The organism is Labrys methylaminiphilus subsp. lupini (assembly GCF_051161885.1).
GTDB lineage: Bacteria > Pseudomonadota > Alphaproteobacteria > Rhizobiales > Labraceae > Labrys.
In genome coordinates this window covers 4,164,159-4,184,636 of record NZ_JBMDIH010000001.1, presented here as the reverse complement: position 1 = coordinate 4,184,636, position 20,478 = coordinate 4,164,159, and the positions used below count along the sequence as shown (strand labels likewise).

At 63.4% G+C, this 20,478-nt stretch carries 19 protein-coding genes; 6 read left to right on the top strand and 13 right to left on the bottom strand.

The genetic code is table 11. The features are described 5' to 3' along the window. Window positions 1–2 precede the first annotated feature (2 nt). From ACN6KF_RS19765 to ACN6KF_RS19745, 5 genes are all read right to left on the bottom strand, one after another. The gene (locus tag ACN6KF_RS19765) at window positions 3–1,223 is read right to left on the bottom strand and encodes an enolase C-terminal domain-like protein (RefSeq protein WP_434958485.1); all 1,221 of its coding nucleotides are present in this window, start codon (window positions 1,221–1,223) and stop codon (window positions 3–5) included. 158 nt (window positions 1,224–1,381) lie between these two features. Beyond that, a complete protein-coding gene (locus ACN6KF_RS19760) occupies window positions 1,382–2,215 on the bottom strand; it encodes a carbohydrate ABC transporter permease (RefSeq protein WP_434958484.1) in 834 nt (277 codons plus the stop codon). Window positions 2,216–2,232: 17 nt separating this feature from the next. Continuing rightward, complete coding sequence (locus tag ACN6KF_RS19755; protein WP_434958483.1) at window positions 2,233–3,111, bottom strand: carbohydrate ABC transporter permease; 879 nt, start codon at window positions 3,109–3,111, stop codon at window positions 2,233–2,235. A 274-nt stretch (window positions 3,112–3,385) separates the two neighbouring features. Then, window positions 3,386–4,669, bottom strand: a complete 1,284-nt coding sequence (locus ACN6KF_RS19750) for an ABC transporter substrate-binding protein (RefSeq protein WP_434958482.1) — start codon at window positions 4,667–4,669, stop codon at window positions 3,386–3,388. 125 nt (window positions 4,670–4,794) lie between these two features. After that, window positions 4,795–5,469 (bottom strand): GntR family transcriptional regulator, encoded by a 675-nt coding sequence (locus ACN6KF_RS19745; RefSeq protein ID WP_434958481.1) that lies wholly within the window; start codon window positions 5,467–5,469, stop codon window positions 4,795–4,797. Window positions 5,470–5,723: 254 nt separating this feature from the next. Here ACN6KF_RS19745 and ACN6KF_RS19740 point away from each other — a divergent pair, with 254 nt between their 5' ends. Beyond that, on the top strand, window positions 5,724–6,833 hold the full coding sequence (locus ACN6KF_RS19740; RefSeq protein ID WP_434958480.1) for a hypothetical protein: 1,110 nt from the start codon (window positions 5,724–5,726) through the stop codon (window positions 6,831–6,833). 94 nt (window positions 6,834–6,927) lie between these two features. On the opposite strand, the gene ACN6KF_RS19735 is transcribed toward ACN6KF_RS19740, so the two are convergent. Both ACN6KF_RS19735 and ACN6KF_RS19730 read right to left on the bottom strand, forming a co-directional pair. Beyond that, complete coding sequence (locus ACN6KF_RS19735) at window positions 6,928–8,229, bottom strand: IS4 family transposase (RefSeq protein WP_434955141.1); 1,302 nt, start codon at window positions 8,227–8,229, stop codon at window positions 6,928–6,930. A 133-nt stretch (window positions 8,230–8,362) separates the two neighbouring features. Further along, window positions 8,363–8,611: a GlsB/YeaQ/YmgE family stress response membrane protein gene (locus ACN6KF_RS19730; protein WP_434958479.1), complete on the bottom strand. Its 249-nt coding sequence runs from the start codon at window positions 8,609–8,611 to the stop codon at window positions 8,363–8,365. Between the two features lie 231 nt (window positions 8,612–8,842). On the opposite strand from ACN6KF_RS19730, the gene ACN6KF_RS19725 reads away from it, so the two are divergent. Next, window positions 8,843–9,325, top strand: coding sequence for a YidB family protein (locus tag ACN6KF_RS19725; protein WP_434958478.1), 483 nt, complete (start codon window positions 8,843–8,845; stop codon window positions 9,323–9,325). Window positions 9,326–9,499: 174 nt separating this feature from the next. After that, a complete protein-coding gene (gene ahcY / locus ACN6KF_RS19720; RefSeq protein WP_434958477.1) occupies window positions 9,500–10,900 on the top strand; it encodes an adenosylhomocysteinase in 1,401 nt (466 codons plus the stop codon). Window positions 10,901–10,987: 87 nt separating this feature from the next. Here the strand turns inward: ahcY and ACN6KF_RS19715 are convergent, their stop codons facing one another. After that, on the bottom strand, window positions 10,988–11,728 hold the full coding sequence (locus ACN6KF_RS19715; protein WP_434959715.1) for a superoxide dismutase: 741 nt from the start codon (window positions 11,726–11,728) through the stop codon (window positions 10,988–10,990). 234 nt (window positions 11,729–11,962) lie between these two features. Here ACN6KF_RS19715 and ACN6KF_RS19710 point away from each other — a divergent pair, with 234 nt between their 5' ends. Then, window positions 11,963–12,373 carry an OsmC family protein gene (locus ACN6KF_RS19710; protein ID WP_434958476.1) on the top strand — a complete coding sequence of 137 codons (411 nt, stop codon included), beginning with the start codon at window positions 11,963–11,965 and terminating at the stop codon, window positions 12,371–12,373. Window positions 12,374–12,507: 134 nt separating this feature from the next. Continuing rightward, window positions 12,508–13,638 (top strand): lysozyme inhibitor LprI family protein, encoded by a 1,131-nt coding sequence (locus ACN6KF_RS19705; protein ID WP_434958475.1) that lies wholly within the window; start codon window positions 12,508–12,510, stop codon window positions 13,636–13,638. 81 nt (window positions 13,639–13,719) lie between these two features. Here ACN6KF_RS19705 and ACN6KF_RS19700 read toward each other — a convergent pair whose 3' ends face one another. The 5 genes from ACN6KF_RS19700 to ACN6KF_RS19680 all read right to left on the bottom strand — a co-directional run bounded on the left by ACN6KF_RS19700 (window position 13,720) and on the right by ACN6KF_RS19680 (window position 18,863). After that, window positions 13,720–14,421 (bottom strand): ABC transporter ATP-binding protein, encoded by a 702-nt coding sequence (locus ACN6KF_RS19700; protein ID WP_434958474.1) that lies wholly within the window; start codon window positions 14,419–14,421, stop codon window positions 13,720–13,722. Further along, entirely contained in the window at window positions 14,418–15,296 is an 879-nt protein-coding gene (locus ACN6KF_RS19695) for an ATP-binding cassette domain-containing protein (RefSeq protein ID WP_434958473.1), read from the bottom strand. The genes ACN6KF_RS19700 and ACN6KF_RS19695 overlap by 4 nt, the downstream gene beginning before the upstream one ends. Beyond that, window positions 15,289–16,125, bottom strand: a complete 837-nt coding sequence (locus ACN6KF_RS19690) for an ABC transporter permease (protein WP_434958472.1) — start codon at window positions 16,123–16,125, stop codon at window positions 15,289–15,291. Before ACN6KF_RS19690 ends, ACN6KF_RS19695 begins: the two co-directional genes overlap by 8 nt. After that, window positions 16,125–17,183 (bottom strand): ABC transporter permease, encoded by a 1,059-nt coding sequence (locus tag ACN6KF_RS19685; protein WP_434958471.1) that lies wholly within the window; start codon window positions 17,181–17,183, stop codon window positions 16,125–16,127. The genes ACN6KF_RS19690 and ACN6KF_RS19685 overlap by 1 nt, the downstream gene beginning before the upstream one ends. 96 nt (window positions 17,184–17,279) lie before the next feature. Continuing rightward, entirely contained in the window at window positions 17,280–18,863 is a 1,584-nt protein-coding gene (locus ACN6KF_RS19680) for an ABC transporter substrate-binding protein (protein ID WP_434958470.1), read from the bottom strand. Window positions 18,864–19,225: 362 nt separating this feature from the next. Here ACN6KF_RS19680 and ACN6KF_RS19675 point away from each other — a divergent pair, with 362 nt between their 5' ends. Further along, window positions 19,226–20,476 carry an efflux RND transporter periplasmic adaptor subunit gene (locus ACN6KF_RS19675; RefSeq protein WP_434958469.1) on the top strand — a complete coding sequence of 417 codons (1,251 nt, stop codon included), beginning with the start codon at window positions 19,226–19,228 and terminating at the stop codon, window positions 20,474–20,476. Window positions 20,477–20,478 lie beyond the last annotated feature (2 nt).

Genomic DNA, 20,478 nt, shown 5'->3' with positions numbered 1-20,478 from the left:
CTTTATTTTTGGGGAGTGGCGAAGCGCTGCTCGGGCAGGATCGAATACCAGCCCGGGCGGCCGGGGTCGCGGTCATAGGTATAGCCGCCGACCTCACGGTAGTACTCGGCATAGCGGGCGAGCTTGTCGCGATCGAGCTCGACGCCGAGGCCCGGTCCCTGCGGCAGGGCGATGGCCCCATCGACATAGCGCAGCGGCCCGCCGACGATGATGTCGTCGGTGAGATGATGGTAATGCGCATCGGCGGCGAAGGAGAGGTTCGGTAGCGCCGCGCCCAGATGCAGCATCGAGGCAAGCTGGATGCCGAGTTCGCCCGAGGAATGCACGGCGGCGCCGTACTGGAAGGTCTCCAGCACCGTGCCGGCCTTGTGCGCCTGGCGCAGGCCGCCCCAGAAGGTGGTGTCGAGCAGCACGACATCCACCGCTTCCAGGCGCAGATTGGCGGCGAGCTGCTCGAAATTCACCACCACCGTGTTGGTGGCGGTGGGGATGCGGACGAGGCCTCGCAACCGGCGCATGCCTTCGAGGCCCCAGGTCGGATCCTCGAAATAGTCGTTGTTGAGATGCTCGATCGCTCGCCCGACCCGGACCGCTTCCTCCACCGACCAGGCAGCATTGGGATCGAGGCGCAGCCGATCGTTCGGGAAGGCAGCGCCTAGGGCGCGGAAGGTTTCGATGTCGTGCTCCGGCGGGAAGAGACCGCCCTTCAACTTGTGGCTGGTGAAGCCATGCCGGGCCTTGAGTTCGCGGGCATGGGCGACGATCTCGTCCGGGCTGGTCTCGCCGCCTTGGCCGGTTTCTTCATGCGGATAGCGATAGAAAAGATAGCTGGCAAAAGGAATCGTCTCGCGTATGGCGCCGCCTATGAGGTCGCAGGCCCGGATGCCGAGTTTCTTGCCGGCGGCATCCATGCAGGCCATTTCGATGGCGGCGTGGAGTTGCATGCGGTTGTTGTAGAGCGAGGCGGTGGGATTCATGATCTTCCAGCGCAGCTGCTCGAGCTGCAGCGGATCATGGCCCTCGAGATAGGGTAGGAGGGCGCGCACCGCTGCCTCGGCCGACTCGCCGCCGCCGCCCATCTCGCCGAGCCCGATAATGCCTTCGTCGGTGATCACTTCCACGATGGTGCGGATGAAGCGCCCCCAATGCGCGCCCGCGGCATGGCGCAGCGGCGCTTCGAGCGGCACGGCGACGGTGGTGGCCTTAAGGTCGACGATCTTCATCGCACTATCCGGTTGCAGGAAGAGAAAAGGGAGAAATGACGCATCAGCTCGCGGTTCCCAGAAGCAAAGCGCGTTTTAGCGAAAACGCACTTTTGCTCTGGCTCTTTGTTCGAACGCGTCTTTGCGATTCTTGGTGATTCGGTCAGCATCGCAAAACGCTATAGAGCGAGGCCGCGCACGAAGTGCTTCTGCAGTATGAGGAACAAGAGGAAGGTCGGCAGCGAGACGATCAGGGTGGCGGTGATGATGGTGGGTGCGTCGGCCTGGCCGTAGAGGCTCTGCATGCCGAGCAGGGCGACCTGAACGGGGCGGGCATCGGGTGAACGCACCAGGATCATGCCGAAGAGCAGGTCGTTCCACACCCAGGTGAACTGCACCAGCGTCAGCATCAGGAAGGGCGCCTTGGCGAGCGGCATCATGATTTTCCAGAACACCTTCCAGCTCGAGGCACCGTCCATTTCGGCCGCTTCCTGGATGTCCCAGGGCACGGTGAGGAAGAAGCCACGCATTACGAAGGTGGCGAAGGGGATGCAGATCGCGGTGTAGAAGGCGAACAGCCCGATCTTGGTGTCGTAGATGCCGAGGGCGATATAGCTCTTGAACAGCGGGATCAGATACATCTGCAGCGGGAAGATCGTGCCCGAATAGATGAACAGGAACCAGCCCAGGCCCCGCGGCAGCTTCAGCCTGACGATGCCATAGGCGGCGAGGGCGGCGAGCAGCACGGCCGTGAGGGAACTCGCCGCGCCATAGAGCAGCGAGTTGATAAAGCCGCTCTGGATACCCTGTGCCCAGGCATTGGCGATGTTGTTGAGGAGGTTGAAGCTGGTCGGCAGCTTCAGTGGGCCACGGGTGTAATCGGTGGCCGTCTTGAGCGTGTTCATCAAGAGGAAGGCCATTGGCGAGAGCCAGACCAGCGTCACCGCCAGCATGGCGCCCGAAAGGATGGTTTTCCTGCGATCGCCGGATTGCGCCACGCTTGCACGTTCCATGGCTATACGCTCCATGACTAAACCTGGCTCTCGCGCGCGAGCATGTTGCGAAAATAGAGATAGGAGAACACCAGCGAGAGGGCGGAGATCACCACGGCGACGGCCGAGGCGTAGCCCATCTTGAAGTTGGCGAATCCCTCCTTGTACATGGTCACCGCCAGGGTTTCGGACATGCGGGCCGGGCCGCCGCCGGTCATCACCCAGATGGTGTCGAACACCTTGAACGAGTTGATCACCGCCAGGAGGGAGGCGATCACCACATAGGGCATCAGCATGGGGATGATGATCTTGGTGGCGAGCACGAAGCCGGCGGCACCGTCGAGGGTGGCTGCTTCCACCGGTTCCTTGGGCAACCCCTGCAGGCCGACCAGGAAGATCATCACGTTCAGCCCGGTCGCCTGCCAGGTATAGGCACCGATCATCGCATAGGTGTTGTAAGGCTGGACATAGAGCCAGTTCACCTTGAGTGCCCCCAGGCCGATGGTGTCCAGGAGGATGTTGAGGGCGCCCTGGTCGCGCAGCACGAAGCCGAAGACGATGCCGGCGGCGGAGGCCGAGATGGTGGCGGGAATGTAGATGCAGATCTGCATCAGCTTCGCCCCCTTCAGCCCTGAAATGGCATAGGCGAAGAAGAAGCCGAGCCCGACCGGCAAAACCACGCCCAGCACCATCCATTTCAGCGTGTTGACGAAGGGGCGGGTGAAATTGGCATCCGTCACCAGCTTGAAGAAGTTCTGCAGGCCGATGAAACGCGGCGCGGTCATGCCGTTCCAGTCGGTGAAGGCGAGCAGGGTGGTGTAGAGCATCGGCAGGATCAGGAAGACGCCCACCATCAGCGCCGCCGGGGCGACATAGAGATAGGCTTCGCGCTGCTTGTGGTCGGACAGGGGGGACATGGGAGAGCCGAGTGCTGGGGTTCAGGATAAGGCGCCATTCTCCTTCCCCACGAAGCTGGGGAAGGTGTCGTTGCAAAGCAACGACGGAAGGGGGGGGTGGCGGGCAGCGCGTGGAACATGCCGAGCTGACACGACGGTCGAGCAGGCGTGCCAAGGCCAACCGCGCCCGCCGCCCCCCCCCCTCCGACCCGACTTCGTCGGACAACCTCCCCCAGCTTCGTGGGGGAGGCGAACTGAGCCTCATTCTGCGAGCGTCGTGGAGAAGTGCCGTCTCTCACGGCTTGGGATGCGCCGCCCAGTAATCGTCGGCGATCTTCTGCAGGTTCTGCATCACCTCCGGCGCGGAATTCGGGTCGAGCACGAATTTGGAGATCTCGTCGACGGCCGCTTCGGCGATCGGCGAGGGCGTGGTTTCCCAATAGCGGCCGAGCAGCTTGTAGTTGCCCTTGACAACCGCATCGTTCAGCTTCGCCACCTCCTTGTCATCCGGCAGCTTGGCATCGGTATTGGCAACGAGGAAACCGGTGAGGTCGGCCCAGCGCTGCTCGCCTGCCTTGCTCATCCAATGGGCGGCGGCCTTCACGGCGGTCTCATGCGTGTCGGAGTTCTTCGACACCAGCAGCGGCCCCGCCTCGAAGATCACGCTGGGCGGCAGGCTGGCCTTCTTGTTGGGCAGCACGAACAGGCCCCAATCGCGTCCCTCGATCGTGCCGGCCTTGGTGACGGTGTCGGCAAACCAGGTGCCGACCAGCATGTGAACGACTTTTCCCTGGGCGAAGGAATTGTTCATGCTGTCGCCGGTGGTGAAGCCGAAGGGCGAGGTGCCGTCATCCATCCAGCCCTTGGCCATCCAGTCCTTCCAGGTGGCGAAGGCGGCGGCGACCTGCGGATCGGTATATTTGGCCTTGCCGGCCATCAGCTTCACATAGAAATCCGGATCGGATCGCACCAGGAACTCGGAAAACCAGATGAAGGCCGGCCAGCGTCCCTCGATGGTCTGGCCGATCGGGATCTTGTTGGCAGCCTTGATCTTGGCGAGGTTGCCCTCCAGTTCTTCCCAGGTCCTGGGAACCTCGAGGCCGAGTTCCTTGTAGACGTTCTTGTTATAGAACATCGCCCAATAGGCGACATTGTTGGGCACGGCATAGATCTTGCCATCGAAGCTGAAGGCATCGGCCACTTCCTGCTTGACCTTGCCTTCGGCCAGCAGAGGCTTCCAGATCGCCGTCAGGTCCTCCAGCAGGCCTGCTTCCACCAGGTCCTTCATGCGGTAGCCGGACCACCAGGTGAACATGCCCGGCGCCGAGGTGGTCGGCAGGGCGGCTCGGACGGCGGCCTGGTAATTGGTGGTGTCGCCGAAAGGCGTGACCTGCCAGCTCGCAGTAGGGTCGTCCTTGCCATAGGCCTCGAAATTGGCCTGCCAGCCAGCCTTGTCATGCGAGACCGTCAGCTGCGGCTTGTCGGCGGCGTGGGTCGCCGAGGCCAACAATCCCGCGGCGAGCAGGCCGGCGACGGCCGCCAGGCAGATTCCCCCTGATCGAGCCCTGGGCCCGCTCAAGGGGAATCTGCAAGATGCCAGAAATTGGCGGAGCTTCGTGACGATCATGGGTTCCCTCCTGCTTGCGGTCGTTGCCGAAGCTTTGGTTTTGTCGTTAGGGCGGCCGCCTTTCCGGCGGCTCTGGTTCAAGGCGTGCGCGCGACGAAACTGTCGAGCGCCTGCAGGATCGTGCGCAGATGGTTGCGCATCGCGATGGCTGCGGCGTCCTGGTCGCCGGCGGCGAGGCCGGCAAGGATGTCGCGATGTTCTGCGATGATGGCGTCCGACCGGTTCGGCCAGTTCACGGTGACGAAGCGCAGGCGGTTGAGATGGGCCTTCATGTCCTCCAGCTCGTCAGCGGCGGCGAGGCAATCGACCGTTGCGAAGATGCGGCGATGGAAGGCTTCATCCAATTCGTAGAAACGGCGCAAATCCTTGCGGCCGGCGGCGAATTCCTGCTCGTCCACGATGCCGGCCAGAGCGTCGAGGTCGGCCTGATTCGCCGCCTGGCAGGCCCTGCGGCTGACTTCCACCTCGACGACCTCGCGAATGAGCTGGGCAGCCTTGACCTTTTCCACCCGGATCGGCGCAACGACCGTACCGCTCTGCGGAAAGATCTCGACCAGGCCGAGATTGGCAAGACGCAGCAGGGCTTCGCGCACCGGCGTGCGGGACACGGAAAGGCTGGCGGCGATCTCCGCCTCGCGGATCGGCTGCTGGGGCCTGAGCACGCCAAGCACGATGTCGCTGCGCAACATCTCATAGACATTGGTAGCGGTGGAGCGCGGCCTCACATTCGCATGTCGCAGCGTGTCCAGCATGGCGGATAGCTCCGATGATCGGTTCCTGCGTGACGTCGATTAATATATTAGTGCATTTATATTGTTGCAAGCGCCTTCTTCGCCGGGGTTCGAAATCCTCCGGCGGGACAGAAGACAAGCGCCGAGGAGCGGCACTTTGCGGCAGCTTGCCGCCTGTTGCGTCTGGCCGCTTTTGGATCATACTGGCGGCAAGGGAAGTCTATCTTGTTGTTTTGACACGAATAAAAACAGCCGATTCAGGGGAGATGCAGTTCATGGCCGCCGATGAGGAGTTTGTCACGGTCGAGGCGCGCGGCATCCGCGTGACTCTGGATCTTGCGGTCGGGCATATCCGGGAACTCATGGTGGAACGGGACGGCCGTCAGGTCGCGCCCCTGCATCGTGCGCCCTGGTTGGAGGAGGCGCATGCCGCCGATACGCCGGCCCATCTCCGGCGCCTGTCGGGCGACTTTCTCTGCGCCCCGTTCGGCCTCAGCGATGTCGATGGTTCGCCGGCCCATGGCTGGCCGGCCAATTCGGCCTGGAAACCTGTCGAAATCCGCGCGATCGATGGTGGGCGCCAGGCTCGTTTCGAGCTGGAAAAACGGGTGATGGGCGCACGCGTCGTCAAGGAACTCACTGTTCGCGACGGCCATCCTTTCCTCTACCAGCGCCATCTGTTCCAGGGCGGGGATGGTGCCGTCTCGGTCGGCCTGCACATGATGGTGTCGCTGCCGCAGGGCGGACATCTGAGCTTTTCGCCCAAGCGGTTCGTCGAGACGCCAGCCGATCCGCAAGAGGCCGATCCGCTCAAGGGGCGCTCGGCGCTGGCTTATCCCGCGCGCTTCAGCGATCTCAAGAAGGCGCCGCTTGCCGATGGCGGCACGGCCAATCTCAGCTGCTACCCCTTCGATCGCAATCACGAGGATTGCGTGATGATGCCCGAGGCGCCTGGCCGGGAGCTCGCCTGGGGCGCCGCACTGCGGCACCACGAGGCGGATCTGGTGCTGAGCCTGAAGCGGCCGGAAGATTTTCCCTCCACCCTTTTGTGGATGAGCAATGGGGGGCGCTATTACAGCCCCTGGAACAGCCGCCATCGCGGCGTGCTCGGCCTGGAGGAAGTGCGGACCTATCTGCTGGCGGGCCACAGGGCGTCGGTCGAACCGAATGACTATAGCGAGCAGGGCATCCCGACCTCGATCAGCCTGACGCCGTCGGGAGAGGTCGACCTGCGGCAGGCCATCGGCATCATGCCGGTGCCGCCGGGCTGGGACCGGGTGACGGAGGTGGAGACGCGCGCAGACCGGCTGGCCGTGCTGTCCGACGTCGGCGAATTCAGCGTGCCCTATGATCCCGCCTTCGTGCTGCATCGCCAAGGCGTTTAGCGATTTGCCGGCATCGGCGAAAATTGCAAAGACGCATCGAAACAAGGAGCTAGGGGCCGACAAGAAAAAGGCCGGTCATGCGACCTAATGCGGTTCACTTAAGAGCCTTGACGAACCGAGTGGCATATTTTTGAGATCGGCTTTTCACGGCACGAGGGTATGTTCGCCCCCGTTTTTGCTGCAGGAGCAGGTCGCCGAGGCGGTTGCGTAGGCGAACGAGGTGGGCGGGTATTTTGCCTGGGGCCTCGATCGCCATCCAACCCCATTCATGGCGCAGATAATGGAGTGCGGTGGTGAAGCTGAGTTGGGTGGGGTTGACCTCAGCCTCGCCCGCCACTTCGGCCATCTCCAGCCGAACCAGATTATAGGCCAATAAAGCGCCCCAGACTTCCTGATAGACGGTCTCGGGTGTACCGCTGCGCAGGGTCAACTCGCTGCCAAGCATATCCTGCTTGATCTCGCGATAACTCGTTTCGATCCGCCAGCGTTCTTCATATTGATGCACGATCTCATGGGCTGGATAGGCTTTGGTATCCATGAGGGACGTCAAGAGGATACGCTTTTTGCCATGGCGGTTGGTTGTCTCGATAGCCCGTGCCTCCCAGAAGGCCGGCAAGCTCGGGGCGGCTTTGCGCGCTTGCAGGGAGACGCTCATCCGCACTCGGTAATCGTTGGGATTTGCATCCAGCCGCTCCCATACCAGGGATCTCTTGGCCGGGATCAGCCAATGACGCTGCTCCCCCGTCATCTGAAGCTGCAGCAGCAGGCCGGCACTGAAGAAGCCCTTGTCGAACACCGTCAGGGATCGGTCCGGTACTCCGACAAGCAGATCCTTGGCATAGAGCATTTCGTTCTTGCCATAGGCCCCGAATACCGCATCGCGAACCAGATGAGTGGCAAGGGCCGTCAAGATGAGGAGGCGCACCTGCGGATAGCTTGATACCAACCCCTCAGAATGAGCCTGGCCGCCAAAATGCGCGCGGTTTTCCACGCTGTCGCTGGCACGCAACGTGCTCCCATCCAGCGCATAGCGGGCAAGACCGCGCCAAGCCTTCCCCGCCTGGTGACGCTCATCCCAGCACGAGGCACTCATTGCAAACAACTGGGCGAGAGGCGCTCGCCCCAAGCGCTGGCGCGCCTGGGTCAACGCACTCTTGGCTATGTCCGGATTAACCGCATCCGGCAACGCCAGATCAAGATGGGCGGCCACTTCCGCAATGGACTGATGTCGGTATAGCGCTAATGCGATAACCAGCCAGACAACCTGCTCGGCCGGCAGCTTGCGTTTGCGAACGCTGGCCTTGCCCGTCAGCGCAAGCGCCTGCGCTATCCAGTCCACATCAAGCGATCGCGATAAGGCCGAAAGCTCGGGATAGCGACCAATCGTGCGCGTCATTCCAAAACAAAATCAGGGTGGGAAACAAATCCCACCCTGCCTCGTAAATCCTACTTTTTCGTGCAGCCCATCCTTAAGTGAACCGCATTAGGTCATGCGACCGGCCTTTCAGCACGATTTGATCTCGGCAGGGTCAGCGCCGGGCCAGGGCGTTGTAACCCACCAGCACGATGATCGCGCCGGCAATGGCAATGAGAATACTGCCGATGTTGATGCCATCGACGGTACCGATACCCATGGCCTTGGCAATGAAGCCGCCGACGAGGGCGCCGATGATGCCGATCACGATATCCATCAGCAAACCGGAACCCGATTTGTTGACGACTTTGCTGCCGACAAAGCCCGCAATCAGGCCCAGAATAATCCAAGACAAGATACCCATGGAGTCGCCTTTCCCTCGTGGCGGATGACAGATCCGAATCTTACCATTAAATGATCGTAGGGGCGCAAATTCTTTTGGCAAGAGGGAACATGCCGTAAGGCAAAGTCAATCTCGGAAAAATTTTTGCCGCATTCACTGTTGTAAAATGCTTGTCGTTGGAGACAGGATACACAACATTGGAGGAGACCGCGGTTATCGCGGCACCCCATTCTTTCACGAGGAGACGCAGACATGGGCTTTTTCGACACCGCCGTGAACGATGCCGTGCCACAGAACAGTCTCACCAAGCCGCTGATCATCGCGGCCGGTGCGCTCCTGCTCGCGAAATGGCTGAAGGGGGGCAGCGAGGATGCCCAGCCCGATACGCAAGCTTCCACTCCCGTGCCGGCGCCGGCTCCCGAGCCGTCTGCACAGCAGGCGGATACCTCCGGCGATGGCGGGTTGCTTGGCGGGCTCGGCGGCCTCCTGGAGAAGTTCCAGCAGTCGGGCCAGGGGGACGTGATCAAATCCTGGATCGGCGGCGGGCAGAACCAGCCCATCCAGCCGGGCCAGCTCGGTCAGGTCCTCGGCCAGGACACGCTGAACAACCTGGCCCAGAAGGCCGGCGTCAATCCCAACGATCTGCTCGGCCAACTCGCCCAGCACCTGCCCGAGATCATCAACAAGCTCACGCCGAACGGCCGCCTGCCCAATCAGAACGAACTCGGGCAGTAAAGGCCGGTTTGCGAGCCGGATGAAGCTCTCAGCAAGGGCGGGCCTGACGGCTCGCCCTTTTGCATGATCGGCCGGCAGCAGTGCGTGCGTCACATAAAGAAATCCTTATATCCTTATTGCCGATGGCTGCCGACTGTGCTAGACGCCCGCCATGTCAAATGCGGGATGCATCGAATGAGCACGCACGATTACATCGTCAAGGATATGGGTCTGGCCGATTGGGGCCGTAAGGAAATCGAGATCGCCGAGAGCGAAATGCCGGGCCTGATGGCCACGCGCGCCGAATATGGTCCGCGCCAGGTGCTCAAGGGCGCCCGCATCGCCGGCTCGCTCCACATGACCATCCAGACGGCCGTGCTGATCGAGACGCTGAAGGCCCTCGGCGCCGATGTGCGCTGGGCTTCGTGCAACATCTATTCGACCCAGGATCATGCCGCCGCAGCCATCGCCGCCGCCGGTACGCCGGTCTTCGCCGTCAAGGGCGAGTCGCTCGAAGAATATTGGGAATACACCCACAAGATCTTCGAATGGGCCGATGGCGGCACGCCCAATTTGATCCTCGACGATGGCGGCGACGCCACCATGCTGATGCATCTGGGCCTGCGCGCCGAGAAGGGTGACGTCGCCTTCCTCGAGACCGCCGACAATGAAGAGGCGGAAGTACTGTTCGCCGCGATCAAGAAGCGGCTCACCACCCATCCGGGCTGGTACACCAAGAATGCCCTCGCCATCACCGGCGTGACCGAAGAGACCACCACGGGCGTGCATCGCCTTTACGAGATGGCCAAGAAGGGCACGCTTCTGTTCCCGGCCATCAATGTGAATGACTCGGTGACCAAGTCGAAGTTCGACAATCTCTATGGCTGCCGTGAATCGCTGGTGGACGGCATCCGCCGCGGCACCGACGTCATGATGGCCGGCAAGATCGCCATGGTCGCCGGCTTCGGCGATGTCGGCAAGGGCTCGGCTGCTTCCTTGCGCAACGCCGGCTGCCGCGTGCTGGTTTCGGAAGTCGATCCGATCTGCGCCCTGCAGGCCGCGATGGAAGGCTATGAAGTCGTCACCATGGAGCAGGCTGCGCCGCGTGCCGACATCTTCGTCACCTGCACGGGCAATGTCGACGTCATCACCCTCGACCATATGCGCGCCATGAAGGACCGTGCCATCGTCTGCAACATCGGTCACTTCGATTCGGAGATCCAGGTCGCCGGCCTGCGCAACCTGAAGTGGACCAATGTGAAGCCGCAGGTCGACGAGATCCAGTTCACCGACGGCCACCGCATCATCCTCCTGTCGGAAGGCCGCCTGGTCAATCTCGGCAATGCCACCGGCCATCCCTCCTTCGTGATGTCGGCATCCTTCACCAACCAGACGCTGGCTCAGATCGAGCTGTGGACCAATCCCAGCCAGTACGGCAAGCAGGTCTACACGTTGCCCAAGCATCTGGACGAGAAGGTCGCCTCGCTCCACCTCGCCAAGGTCGGCGCCACCTTGACCAAGCTCTCGGACAAGCAGTCCGCCTATATCGGCGTGGACCAGAACGGCCCGTTCAAGCCGGAACTCTACCGCTACTGAGTTCGCTCGACACGCATGCGTTTCAGCCCTTCCCGCAACTGCGGGGAGGGCTTTTTTGTCGCTTGCCGTACCGCCCTGCTACGGCCGTCAGATCACCAGCTTGCCCTGCTTGGCGAGTGCGTAGCGGTCGCCGATCTTGCGCCAGTCGACCACCTGCCACCAGGCCTTGAGATAATCCGGCCGGCGGTTGCGGTAGGTCAGGTAATAGGCGTGCTCCCAGACGTCGTTGCCGAAGAGAGCGCGCTTGCCGTCCATCAGCGGCGTGTCTTGATTGGGCTTGCTGTCGAGGGCGAGCTTGCCCTCGTTCGTCACCGTGACGAAGACCCAGCCCGAGCCGAAGACCTTGGCGCCGGCGGCACCGAAGGCTTCCTGCAGCTTGGCGACACCGCCGAAATCGCGCTCGATGGCAGCGAGAACCTCGCCTTCCGGCTCGCCGCCCTTGGCGCCCATGATCTGCCAGAACATGGAGTGATTGACATGGCCGCCGAGATTGTTGCGCACCATCTGGCGGACACTCTGCGGCACCTTGTCCAGGCTGGCCAGAATGTCGGTATAAGCCAGGTCTGCCAATGACGGTTCCTGCTTCAGGGCCGCGTTGAAATTGCTGACATAGGCCTGGTGGTGCTTGTCGTGATGCAGAGTCATGGTTTCGGCATCGATGGTCGGCGCCAGCGACGAGGCCTCGTAGGGGAGAGGCGGCAGTTCGGCCGGCCCCTTCGGGTCCGTCGACGCCGAGGCAGCGGCGCTGGCGGGAGCAAGCCTGGCGCTGGCGGCCAAGGCAGCGCCTGTCGCGGCGGCAAGGAGGGTGCGACGGTTCAGCATGGTCATGGTCATTGAAAACGTCTCCGGCCTGTTGGATGAAGAGTCTCGAGCAATGAGGCGGATCGCCCGCGGTCGAGTACCGCGGGCGGAGCGTAATGAAGCTATTGCGGTAATTTGGTGGTACCGAGGCCGCAAGCGCGTTCATGACTGAGCGTCTGTTTGCTCTGGTACCGCGTTTCGAGGCGTCTTTGTGATTTCTGGCGCTTCCGTCTGACCGCAAAGCGTTTTTGGGAGAACGGCATGTCGGTTGCAAAAGTGAAGCCGAGGCAGACGGGGGCGACGGCCGTGCTGTCCCGTTTGGGACAGCCGGTGGTGACATCGGCCACTGGTGGCGAGATCGGCGTGGTCACCCGCCCTTCGGAGGCCGGCTTCAATCCGCTCGACCTGCTCTATGCCTCGCTGTCGGCCTGCCTCGTGCTGAGCGCCCGTATCGCCGCCAGTAATCTCGGCGTGCTCGACAGGCTCGGCGAGGTGCGAGCCGAGGTGAAGGGCGAGAAGGCGGCGGACGAACCCTCGCGCATCGAACGCTTCCATGTCGCGATCGAGATCAGCGGCGATTTCGACGAGGCGACGAAAGCGGCGATCATTGCCGATGCGGAGCGGATCTGCACGGTCAGCAACACGCTCAAGAGCAGTCCTATCCTGAGCTGAGCTTCAGTCGCGGACCATCCGTACATTCCGGCATGGATCCGCCGGTTTTGTACCGAGAATGCCGGTCAAAGGCGATGGCCGGACAGGTCTGACCTTCTATAGCCTCTCGCCATTCTCCTTTGCGAGTGTCGGCGATGCGCTATTTGGGTTTTCTGATCCTTTCGATCCTGCTCGCGGTCGCGCAGCCGGCCTTGGCGCAAGACAATGCCTGCGCCAAGCCGGGGGAGACCGGTATAGAGGGCCTCGAAAACCTGCTGCGAGAGCAGAAGAGCTGCAAGGCGGCGACGGCGCTGCTGAGCGAATGTCGGTGGGGTTCCAGCGCCGATACCGGATTCAGCGCCATCGTCGTCTCCATCTGCGAAAAGGAGTTTTACCAGCGGCTCTCCAAGGCGGCTCAGACCGATTATGGCGAGCGCATGCAGCTATGTGCCTACCGTTATGCCGGCCAGCAGGGCACGCTCTATATGTCGATGGCAGCGACGTGCCAGAGCGAGGTCGCGGCGCGCTCTGCCGATCCGGACGCTGCCCGCGAGCCGCTTGGCCGCGCGAGCTTCAACTGCGGCAAGGCGGTAACGGCGCTGGAGAAGGCGATTTGTTCCGACCGGAAATTGGGACGGGCCGATCTCGTCTTGGCGCAGAGCTATCGCGAGGCGGTCGCGAGCCTGGATGCTGACGGGGAGACGCGCGGTGCTCTCATAGCCGATCAGCGTCGCTGGCTCGATCGTGTCGCCCGAAAATGCCAACTTGCCGATGGCGGCACGCCGTTTTCTGCCAAGAGCCTTGCCTGTGTCCGCGGCGCTTTCGAGCAGCGCTTTGCCTTGCTCGACAGTTGCGGCGAGGCGGGCATCAGCGTCGATTGCCTTGCCGGGACGGAGGACGGCGCAGCCAATGCGGCCGCTCCGGCCCGGCGGGCGAGTTTCGATTGCGACAAACCCTCCACGCCGCTGGAAATCGCCATCTGCGCCGACTCGGACCTCGGGCAAGCGGACATCAAGCTCGCTGCCATCTACGAAAATGTGAAGAAGACCGCGGGCGGTGAGCCGGACAGGAAGCTTCTGGTTGAAAGCCAGCGCTTATGGCTCTCCTTCGTGCAAGGAACCTGTCCGCTCGGCGCGGTTGGCGGCATTCCGCCGGTGCTGGGGCGTGCTTGCGTACGTTCCGCTTTCGAGCTGCGCGGTAAACAACTCACGGCTTGTCTGTCGAAGCCGGACATCGACCGCAAGACCTGCCTCGATGATTTCAGGATCCTCGAAGACAAGAAGTAGATTTTGGAGCGTTTTCCAGAAAAGGTGGCGGATGATTGGGCCTCTACGCGAGGACGTCCGCGTTTACCGACGGAGGGGACCTCAGCCGCGTGCCAGATCCTGCCGGTCGAGCAGCGCCTCGATCCTGCCGCCCGCCATGCGCGCCGCCCTGTCGCACATATGGCCGATCACGTCCGGGTCATGGCTCACCAATACCAGCGTCATGCCATGGCGCCGCTTGAGGTCGTTGAGCAAATTGAGAATGCCGGCCTGGACCGAGATGTCGAGCGCCGAGGTCGGCTCGTCGAGCAGCAGCAGGCGGGGCTTGAGCAGCAGGGCCCGGGCGATGGCCACGCGCTGGCGCTGGCCGCCGGACAGCTCGTGCGGATAGCGCCCGGCGATCTCGGCGGCGAGGCCGACATCGGCGAGAATGCTGTCGACACGCCCGGGAATATCGGTCTCCCCCTGCACTTCGAGGGGCTCGCCGAGCACGCGCGCGATCGTATGGCGCGGATGCAGCGAGGCATAGGGGTCCTGGAACACCATCTGGATGTCACGCCTCAGGGCGCCCTCGATGGCGCGTCCCGGCTGCAGGGGGGGCCCGAATACCGAGATCGCGCCCTGCCAGTTCAGGTTCAGCCCGGCAATGACTCGTAGCACCGTACTCTTGCCGCAGCCCGACGGGCCGACCAGGCCAAAGGTCTCGCCGGGCGCTGCGGCAAAGCTCACTCCGCGCACGGCGGCGAAGCTTCGGCCCCGGCGTTGGAAGCTGACCTCGAGATTGTCGATCGACAGCGCCATCATGGCCGTTCATACCCCGAGAGAAGCGCTTGTGGCATGTCGGGGGTCGGCAGGCGGGTGCCGTAGGTCGCTGCCGACGGCCGCGCCTGCCACAGGCCGCGCGTATAGGGATGGCTTGCGTGGGCGAGTTCGTTGGCCGGGAGGGCATCGACGATCGACCCCTGGCGCATCACCAGGACACGGTCGGCGAAGCGGGAGACCTGCTGCAGGTCGTGGCTGATCAGGAGCAGGCCCATGCCGCGCTCGCGCGCCAGCCGCTCCAGCAATTCGAGAATCTGATCGCGCACGACATGGTCGAGAGCGGAAGTCGGTTCGTCGGCGATGAGCAGCTCCGGCTCGCCGATCAGCATGGCCGCGATCATCACGCGCTGGCCCATACCGCCGGAGAGCTCGGCGGGCAGGCTGCCATAGACACGCTCCGGATCGTCGAGCCCGACCTGGGTGAGCATGCTGAGAGCCTTTCGTCGTCGTTCGGCCCTGGGCAGGCGACCATGCAGCAGCAGAGCTTCCTCCACCTGGCGTCCAATACGGTGGGCCGGATTGAGCGAAAATTTCGGATCCTGCAGCACAAGGCCGATCCGTCGGCCGCGCAGGCGCTGCCAGCCCCGGGTGTCGAGGTCGGCGAGGTCCGTTTCGCCGAGCCGCAGCCCCGCGGCCCGTGCCGTAAGGCTCGTCGGCAGCAGGCCCATGATCGCCCGCGCGGTCAGCGACTTGCCCGAGCCGGATTCGCCGACAACAGCCACTTTCTCGCGCCCGACCTCGAAGGAGATGCCGTGCACGAGCTGCCGGGGTGCCGCACCGCCGTCCGCTTTGCCCCCGGCTGTCCGGTTCCTGGTTTCGATCACCAGATCCTCGACCTGCAGCAGGGTATCAGTCATGGCGCGGATCCAATATGTCGCGCAGTCCATCCCCCAGCAGGTTCAGGGCAAGGCTGGTGATGAAGATGGCAAGGCCCGGTGCGGCGGCGATCCACCATTGATCGAAGATTACCTTGGTGCCATCGGCCACCATCGAGCCCCATTCGGCCATGGGTGGGCGCACGCCGAGGCCGAGGAAGCCGAGGCCGGCGGCGGCCAGGATGATTCCAGCGAGATCGAGCGCCAGGCGGATGATGGCCGAGGGCAGCACGAGGGGCAGCACATGGCCGAGAAGCAGGCGTGGCCCCCTGATGCCGACCATGGACGCGGCGGCAAGATAGTCGCTGCGAGCAAGGGCTGCGGTCTCCACCCTGGCGAGCCGCGCATAGGCCGGCCAACTCGTCAGGGCCAGAGCGAGGGCGCCGTTGACCAGGCCCGGGCCTAGAATGGCGACGAAGGCGAAAGCCAGCACCAGGCGCGGGAAGGACATCACGATGTCGGTCAGGCGCATCAGTGTCCGCTCGGTGAGGCCGCCGAAAAAGCCGGCGAGAAGGCCGACCGCTACGCCGAGCGGGGCCATCAGCACGGTGACCAGGACGATCAAGAGCAGGGTCGGCTGGGCACCGTAGATCAGGCGCGAAAGCAGGTCGCGTCCGAAGCCGTCCGTGCCGAGCCAGTGCTGCCAGGACGGAGCGGCGAGGCGGATGGCACTGTCCTGCAGGTTGGGATCGTAGGGAGCGATCAGCGGGGCGGCCAGGGCCATGAAGACGAGCAGAGCGAGCACGCTGGCCCCGATTAGGGCGGATGACGAACGGCGCAGCGCCGCGAGAGAGATTGCAAGGGAGGCCATCAGGAGCGCTCCGCCAAGGCAGCCGGATCGACGCGGGTGACGATCAGGTCGGTAAGGCTGTTGAGCAGCACGAAGGCCATGCCGATCGCCAGCGTCGAGCCGAGGATGGCGGCGGTGTCGCCAGCGAACATGGCGACGGTGAGGTAGCGCCCGATGCCGGGCCAGGCGAACACGGTCTCGGTGAGCACGGCGCCCTCGAGCAGGCTGGCATAGGCGAGGGCGATCACGGTGATCAGCGTGCCGGCCACATTGGGCAGAATATGGACCAGCACCACCCGCAGGGCGCCGGCTCCCTTGGCGCGGGCGGTGAGCACATATTCCTTGGAAAGCTGTTCGAGAATGGCCGCGCGCGTCAGCCTCGAAATGCCGGCCATGGCATAGAGGGCCAGCACCGCCGTCGGCAGGACGAGATGGGCAAGGGCGCTGCGCAGGGCGCCGGGCGTTCCCGAAAGCCAGGCGTCGATCAGGGCGAAACCGGTGACGGGCTTCATGGTATATTGAAAGACGATGTCGAGACGGCCGGGCCCCGGCGCCCAGTGCAGTCGGGCATAGAAGAGCAGCAGAAAGATCAGGCCGAGCCAGAAGATCGGAGTCGAATAGCCGATCAGCGACAACAGGCGGGCAATATTGTCGAAAAGGCCGCGCGGCCGCAGCGCCGCCAGGATGCCGAGCGCCAGGCCGAGCAATGCACCGATCAGCGCTGCGGCTGTGGCGAGTTCGAGCGTCGCGGTGAAGGTACGCAGGATGTCGGAGCGGACGGGCTGGCCGGTCGAGGAGGCGATTCCGAGGTCGCCTTGGACGACATGGCCGAGATAGCGCAGGAATTGCATCACCAGCGGCTGGTCGAGCCCGAGCTCGCGGCGCGCGGCCTCATAGCTCGATTGGCTGGCGTGATCGCCGACCTGCTGCAGCGCGGGGTCGATGGTGGAGAGCCGGGTCAGGACGAAGGTGACGACGATCAGGCCGAACAGCGTGAGCGCGACGGAAAGCAGCCAGCGCAGCACTCTGAGCACCGGGCGGAAGAAGGGCCTGGTGCCCGACGTTTCGTCAGTTTGCATGTCCGGGTCCTGGAGGTGGCGCAGGTGCTACGCCACGGCGTCATGAGAGAGAAAGCCGTCTCGTTCCACTCTCGGCGATTGGAACGAGACCTCAAGTCATTTCTCGACCTGATCGTAATAGACCTGATCGGCGTTCAGGCCCTGGGCATAGCCCTTGACGGCCTTGCTGAGCACCACCTGATCACTGCCCTGGAACATCAGCACATAGGGGGCGCTCTTCTGGATCTTGCGCTGCAGTTCCTCATAGAGGGCGGCGCGCTTGGCCGGATCCTGCTCTTTCACCGCGGCGGCCGTCTCGTTGCTGAGCTCGGGGATCACCCAGCCGGCCTGTTTGGCGATGGTGTTGTACTTGTTGTCGCGGTTGATCGCGAAGGCGCTGGCATTGGAATGCGGGTCGAAATAGTCCGGGATCCAGTAGCGCAGCGTGAATTCATACTGGCCCGAGCGGCCCTTGGCATAGATGTCGCTGGCGACGCCCGGCTGGATGTCGAGCGTGAGGCCGGCCTGGCCGAAGGTCTGCTGCAGGGACTGGGCGATCTGCAGATAGGGTTCCTCGTTGAAGACGGGGAAGGCGATCTTCGTCGGGCCGATGCCGGCATCGGCCAGGATCTTCTTGGCCTTCTCGACGTCAAGCTTGTAGGGATTGTCGTTCAGCGCACCCGGGAAGCCGGCGGGCAGGAAGGCCTGGTGTACCTGCGACTGGCCGCGCAAGAGATTCTTGGCGATGCCCTCATAGTCGACAAGATAGCGCGCTGCCTCCCAGAAGGCCGGATTGCCGAGGGCGGCTTTGGCCTTGGTGTTGATCAGGAGATAGTCCGAGCGCGCCGAGGGTACGGCGAGCACGTTGAGCTTGCCCTCCTTCTTGAGAGCGTCGATCTGATCGGCGCCGAGCCCACGGGCGATGTCGATGTCGCCCTGCTCCACCAGTAGGCGGCGGGCGGCGGCATCGGGAACATTGCGCAGGATCACGCCCTGCAGCTTGGGGGCGCCACCCGGCGAGGTCGGGTTGGCATCCAGCACCAGCGCCTCATGCGCGGTATAGGTGTTGATCTTGAAGGCGCCGCTGCCGGCCGAGTGCGACTTCAGCCAGCCATTGCCGAAATCACCATTGGCAGCCTGCGGAGCGACCGTGGCCTCATCGACGACGGAGGCAATCGGCGCGGTCAGGATGGCGAGCACGAAGGCGGGGCCGACATCGGCCTGCCAGCTCAGCTTGAGCTTGCCGTCATCGACCTTGGTAATGGACTTGTCGACATTGTCGGCGTTCCAGCCGAGTTCGCCCAGGATGAAGGAGGGCGCCTTATTGAGCTTCACGGCCCGGGAGAAGGAGAAAATCACGTCTTCCGGGCGGACGGGATTGCCGGAGGCGAATTTGGCGTCCTTGGCCAAGTTGAAAGTCAGGCTCTTGCCATCGCTGCCTGCCTCCCACGAGGTGGCGAGCGCCGGCTCGATGCGGGTGCCCTCCTGGCGGTTCGACTGCACGAGGCGCTGGTAGAGGGCGTTGAAGGCCTGCACCGTCGTCAGCTCGAAGCCTTCGGCCGGATCGAAGCTGACGGCATCGTCGATTGACTGGCCGACCACCAGCAGGCCGGGCGGCGTCTCGGCCTGTGCCGTGGCCACCAGCATGGTCGACAGGCCAGCCAGCATGGCGATGCCGGCCTTCTTCCAGAACTTACCCATTTCACACCTCATGACAGCCGGAACCTTCGATGAATGCCCGGTTCACGGCCCTTCCGCCGTGACGATTAGGCAAGCCGGTTATAACGGTCAATATATTTCTATCAATCTTGTAGACTGTTGGTCGCGACCGCGATCCGCCTAAGCCGTGATCACGAAATTTCGGTTCCTTTACACGAAAACGTGTGCGGGCGGAGCCTTGTTATGCCGGGCGAGAAACAATGCGTTCACATACTCGCTGCAATTTGTGCGCATGGATACACTGCAGCACCCGTTTCCGGATATATTCGGGAGCGGGGCGTATCGTTTTGAAAAAGGGGGAGGCCTCGCCTGCCCGGATTTAATGAAGATCTGATGGCGGCTCGATGAAGCGTCTTCTCAATTTCGTGCTTATTCTCGTTGTGGTCGTTGGCCTGGCCTGGTGGCAGCGTGCCGCCCTGGTGCCCTGGCTGGTACAGACGGTGCCGGCCTCGAAGTCACTTATCGCTGCTCTTCCCGGTTTTGCCGATGCTCTGCACAAGCCCGAGGAGCCCCAGCCAGCCGGCGGCGGCAGCAAGTCCGCGCAGCGCAACGTCGCGCCCGTGCCCGTGGTGCTCACCCAGGCGGTCGCCAAGCAGATGCCGATGGTGATCGATGCCGTCGGCACCGCCACGCCCTATGCCTCCATCCAGATCCGCACCCGCCTCGACAACACCGCGGTGACGAGCGTCAACGTCGCCGAGGGATCCGAGGTCAAGCAGGGCGACATTCTCTTCACCCTGGACGATCGTGCCATCAAGGCGCAGGTCGCGCAGATCCAGGCCCAGATCGCGCGCGACCAGGCCCAGATCGCTCAGGCCCAGATCGACCTTTCCCGCGCCAATGACCTGCTCGCCCGCAATGCCGGCGCGGCGACCACGCGCGATACGGCTGCCACCGCTCTCAAGGTCGGGCAGGCTCAGCTCCAGGCAGACCAGGCCTCGCTGGAAGCGGCGCAGGTGACGCTCGATTATACCGTGATCCGCGCGCCCGTGCCCGGCCGCATCGGCTCGATCCCGGTCAAGCCCGGTTCGACGGTGCGCACCTCCGACACCAGTCCGCTCGCCACCGTGAACCAGCTCGATCCGGCCGTGGTGGCCTTCTCGATCCCGCAGGCACGCCTGGCCGAGTTGCGTGAGGGCATGGCGAAGGGGCCTGTGCGTGTCGACGCCATCACCGGCAAGAATACGCTCACCGGGCAGGTGTCCTTCGTGGAGAACACCATCGATGCCGCCACGGGAACCATCCTGGTCAAGGCCGACATTCCTAATCCGCACGAGGTCCTGTGGGGCGGTGCCTTCGTCAATGTGCAGGTGGTCCTGCCCGATGCCAGCCCGCAGGTGGTGGTTCCGGACGCTGCCGTTCAGCTCGGCCAAAAGGGGAGCTACGTCTTCGTGGTGAAAGATGGTAAAACGGCTGAGCTTCGGCCCGTGACAGTGGCGCGCGTCACCGGCGCCGATGCCGTGCTCACAAGCGGCGTCGAGAGCGGCGAGCAGGTGGTGGTCGACGGCGTGTTGCGCCTGGTCGACGGTGCGCCGGTCGCCATCAATGCGGGAGCCAAGGAGAGCACCGCCGCCAATACCAGTGCCAAGAGCTGAAG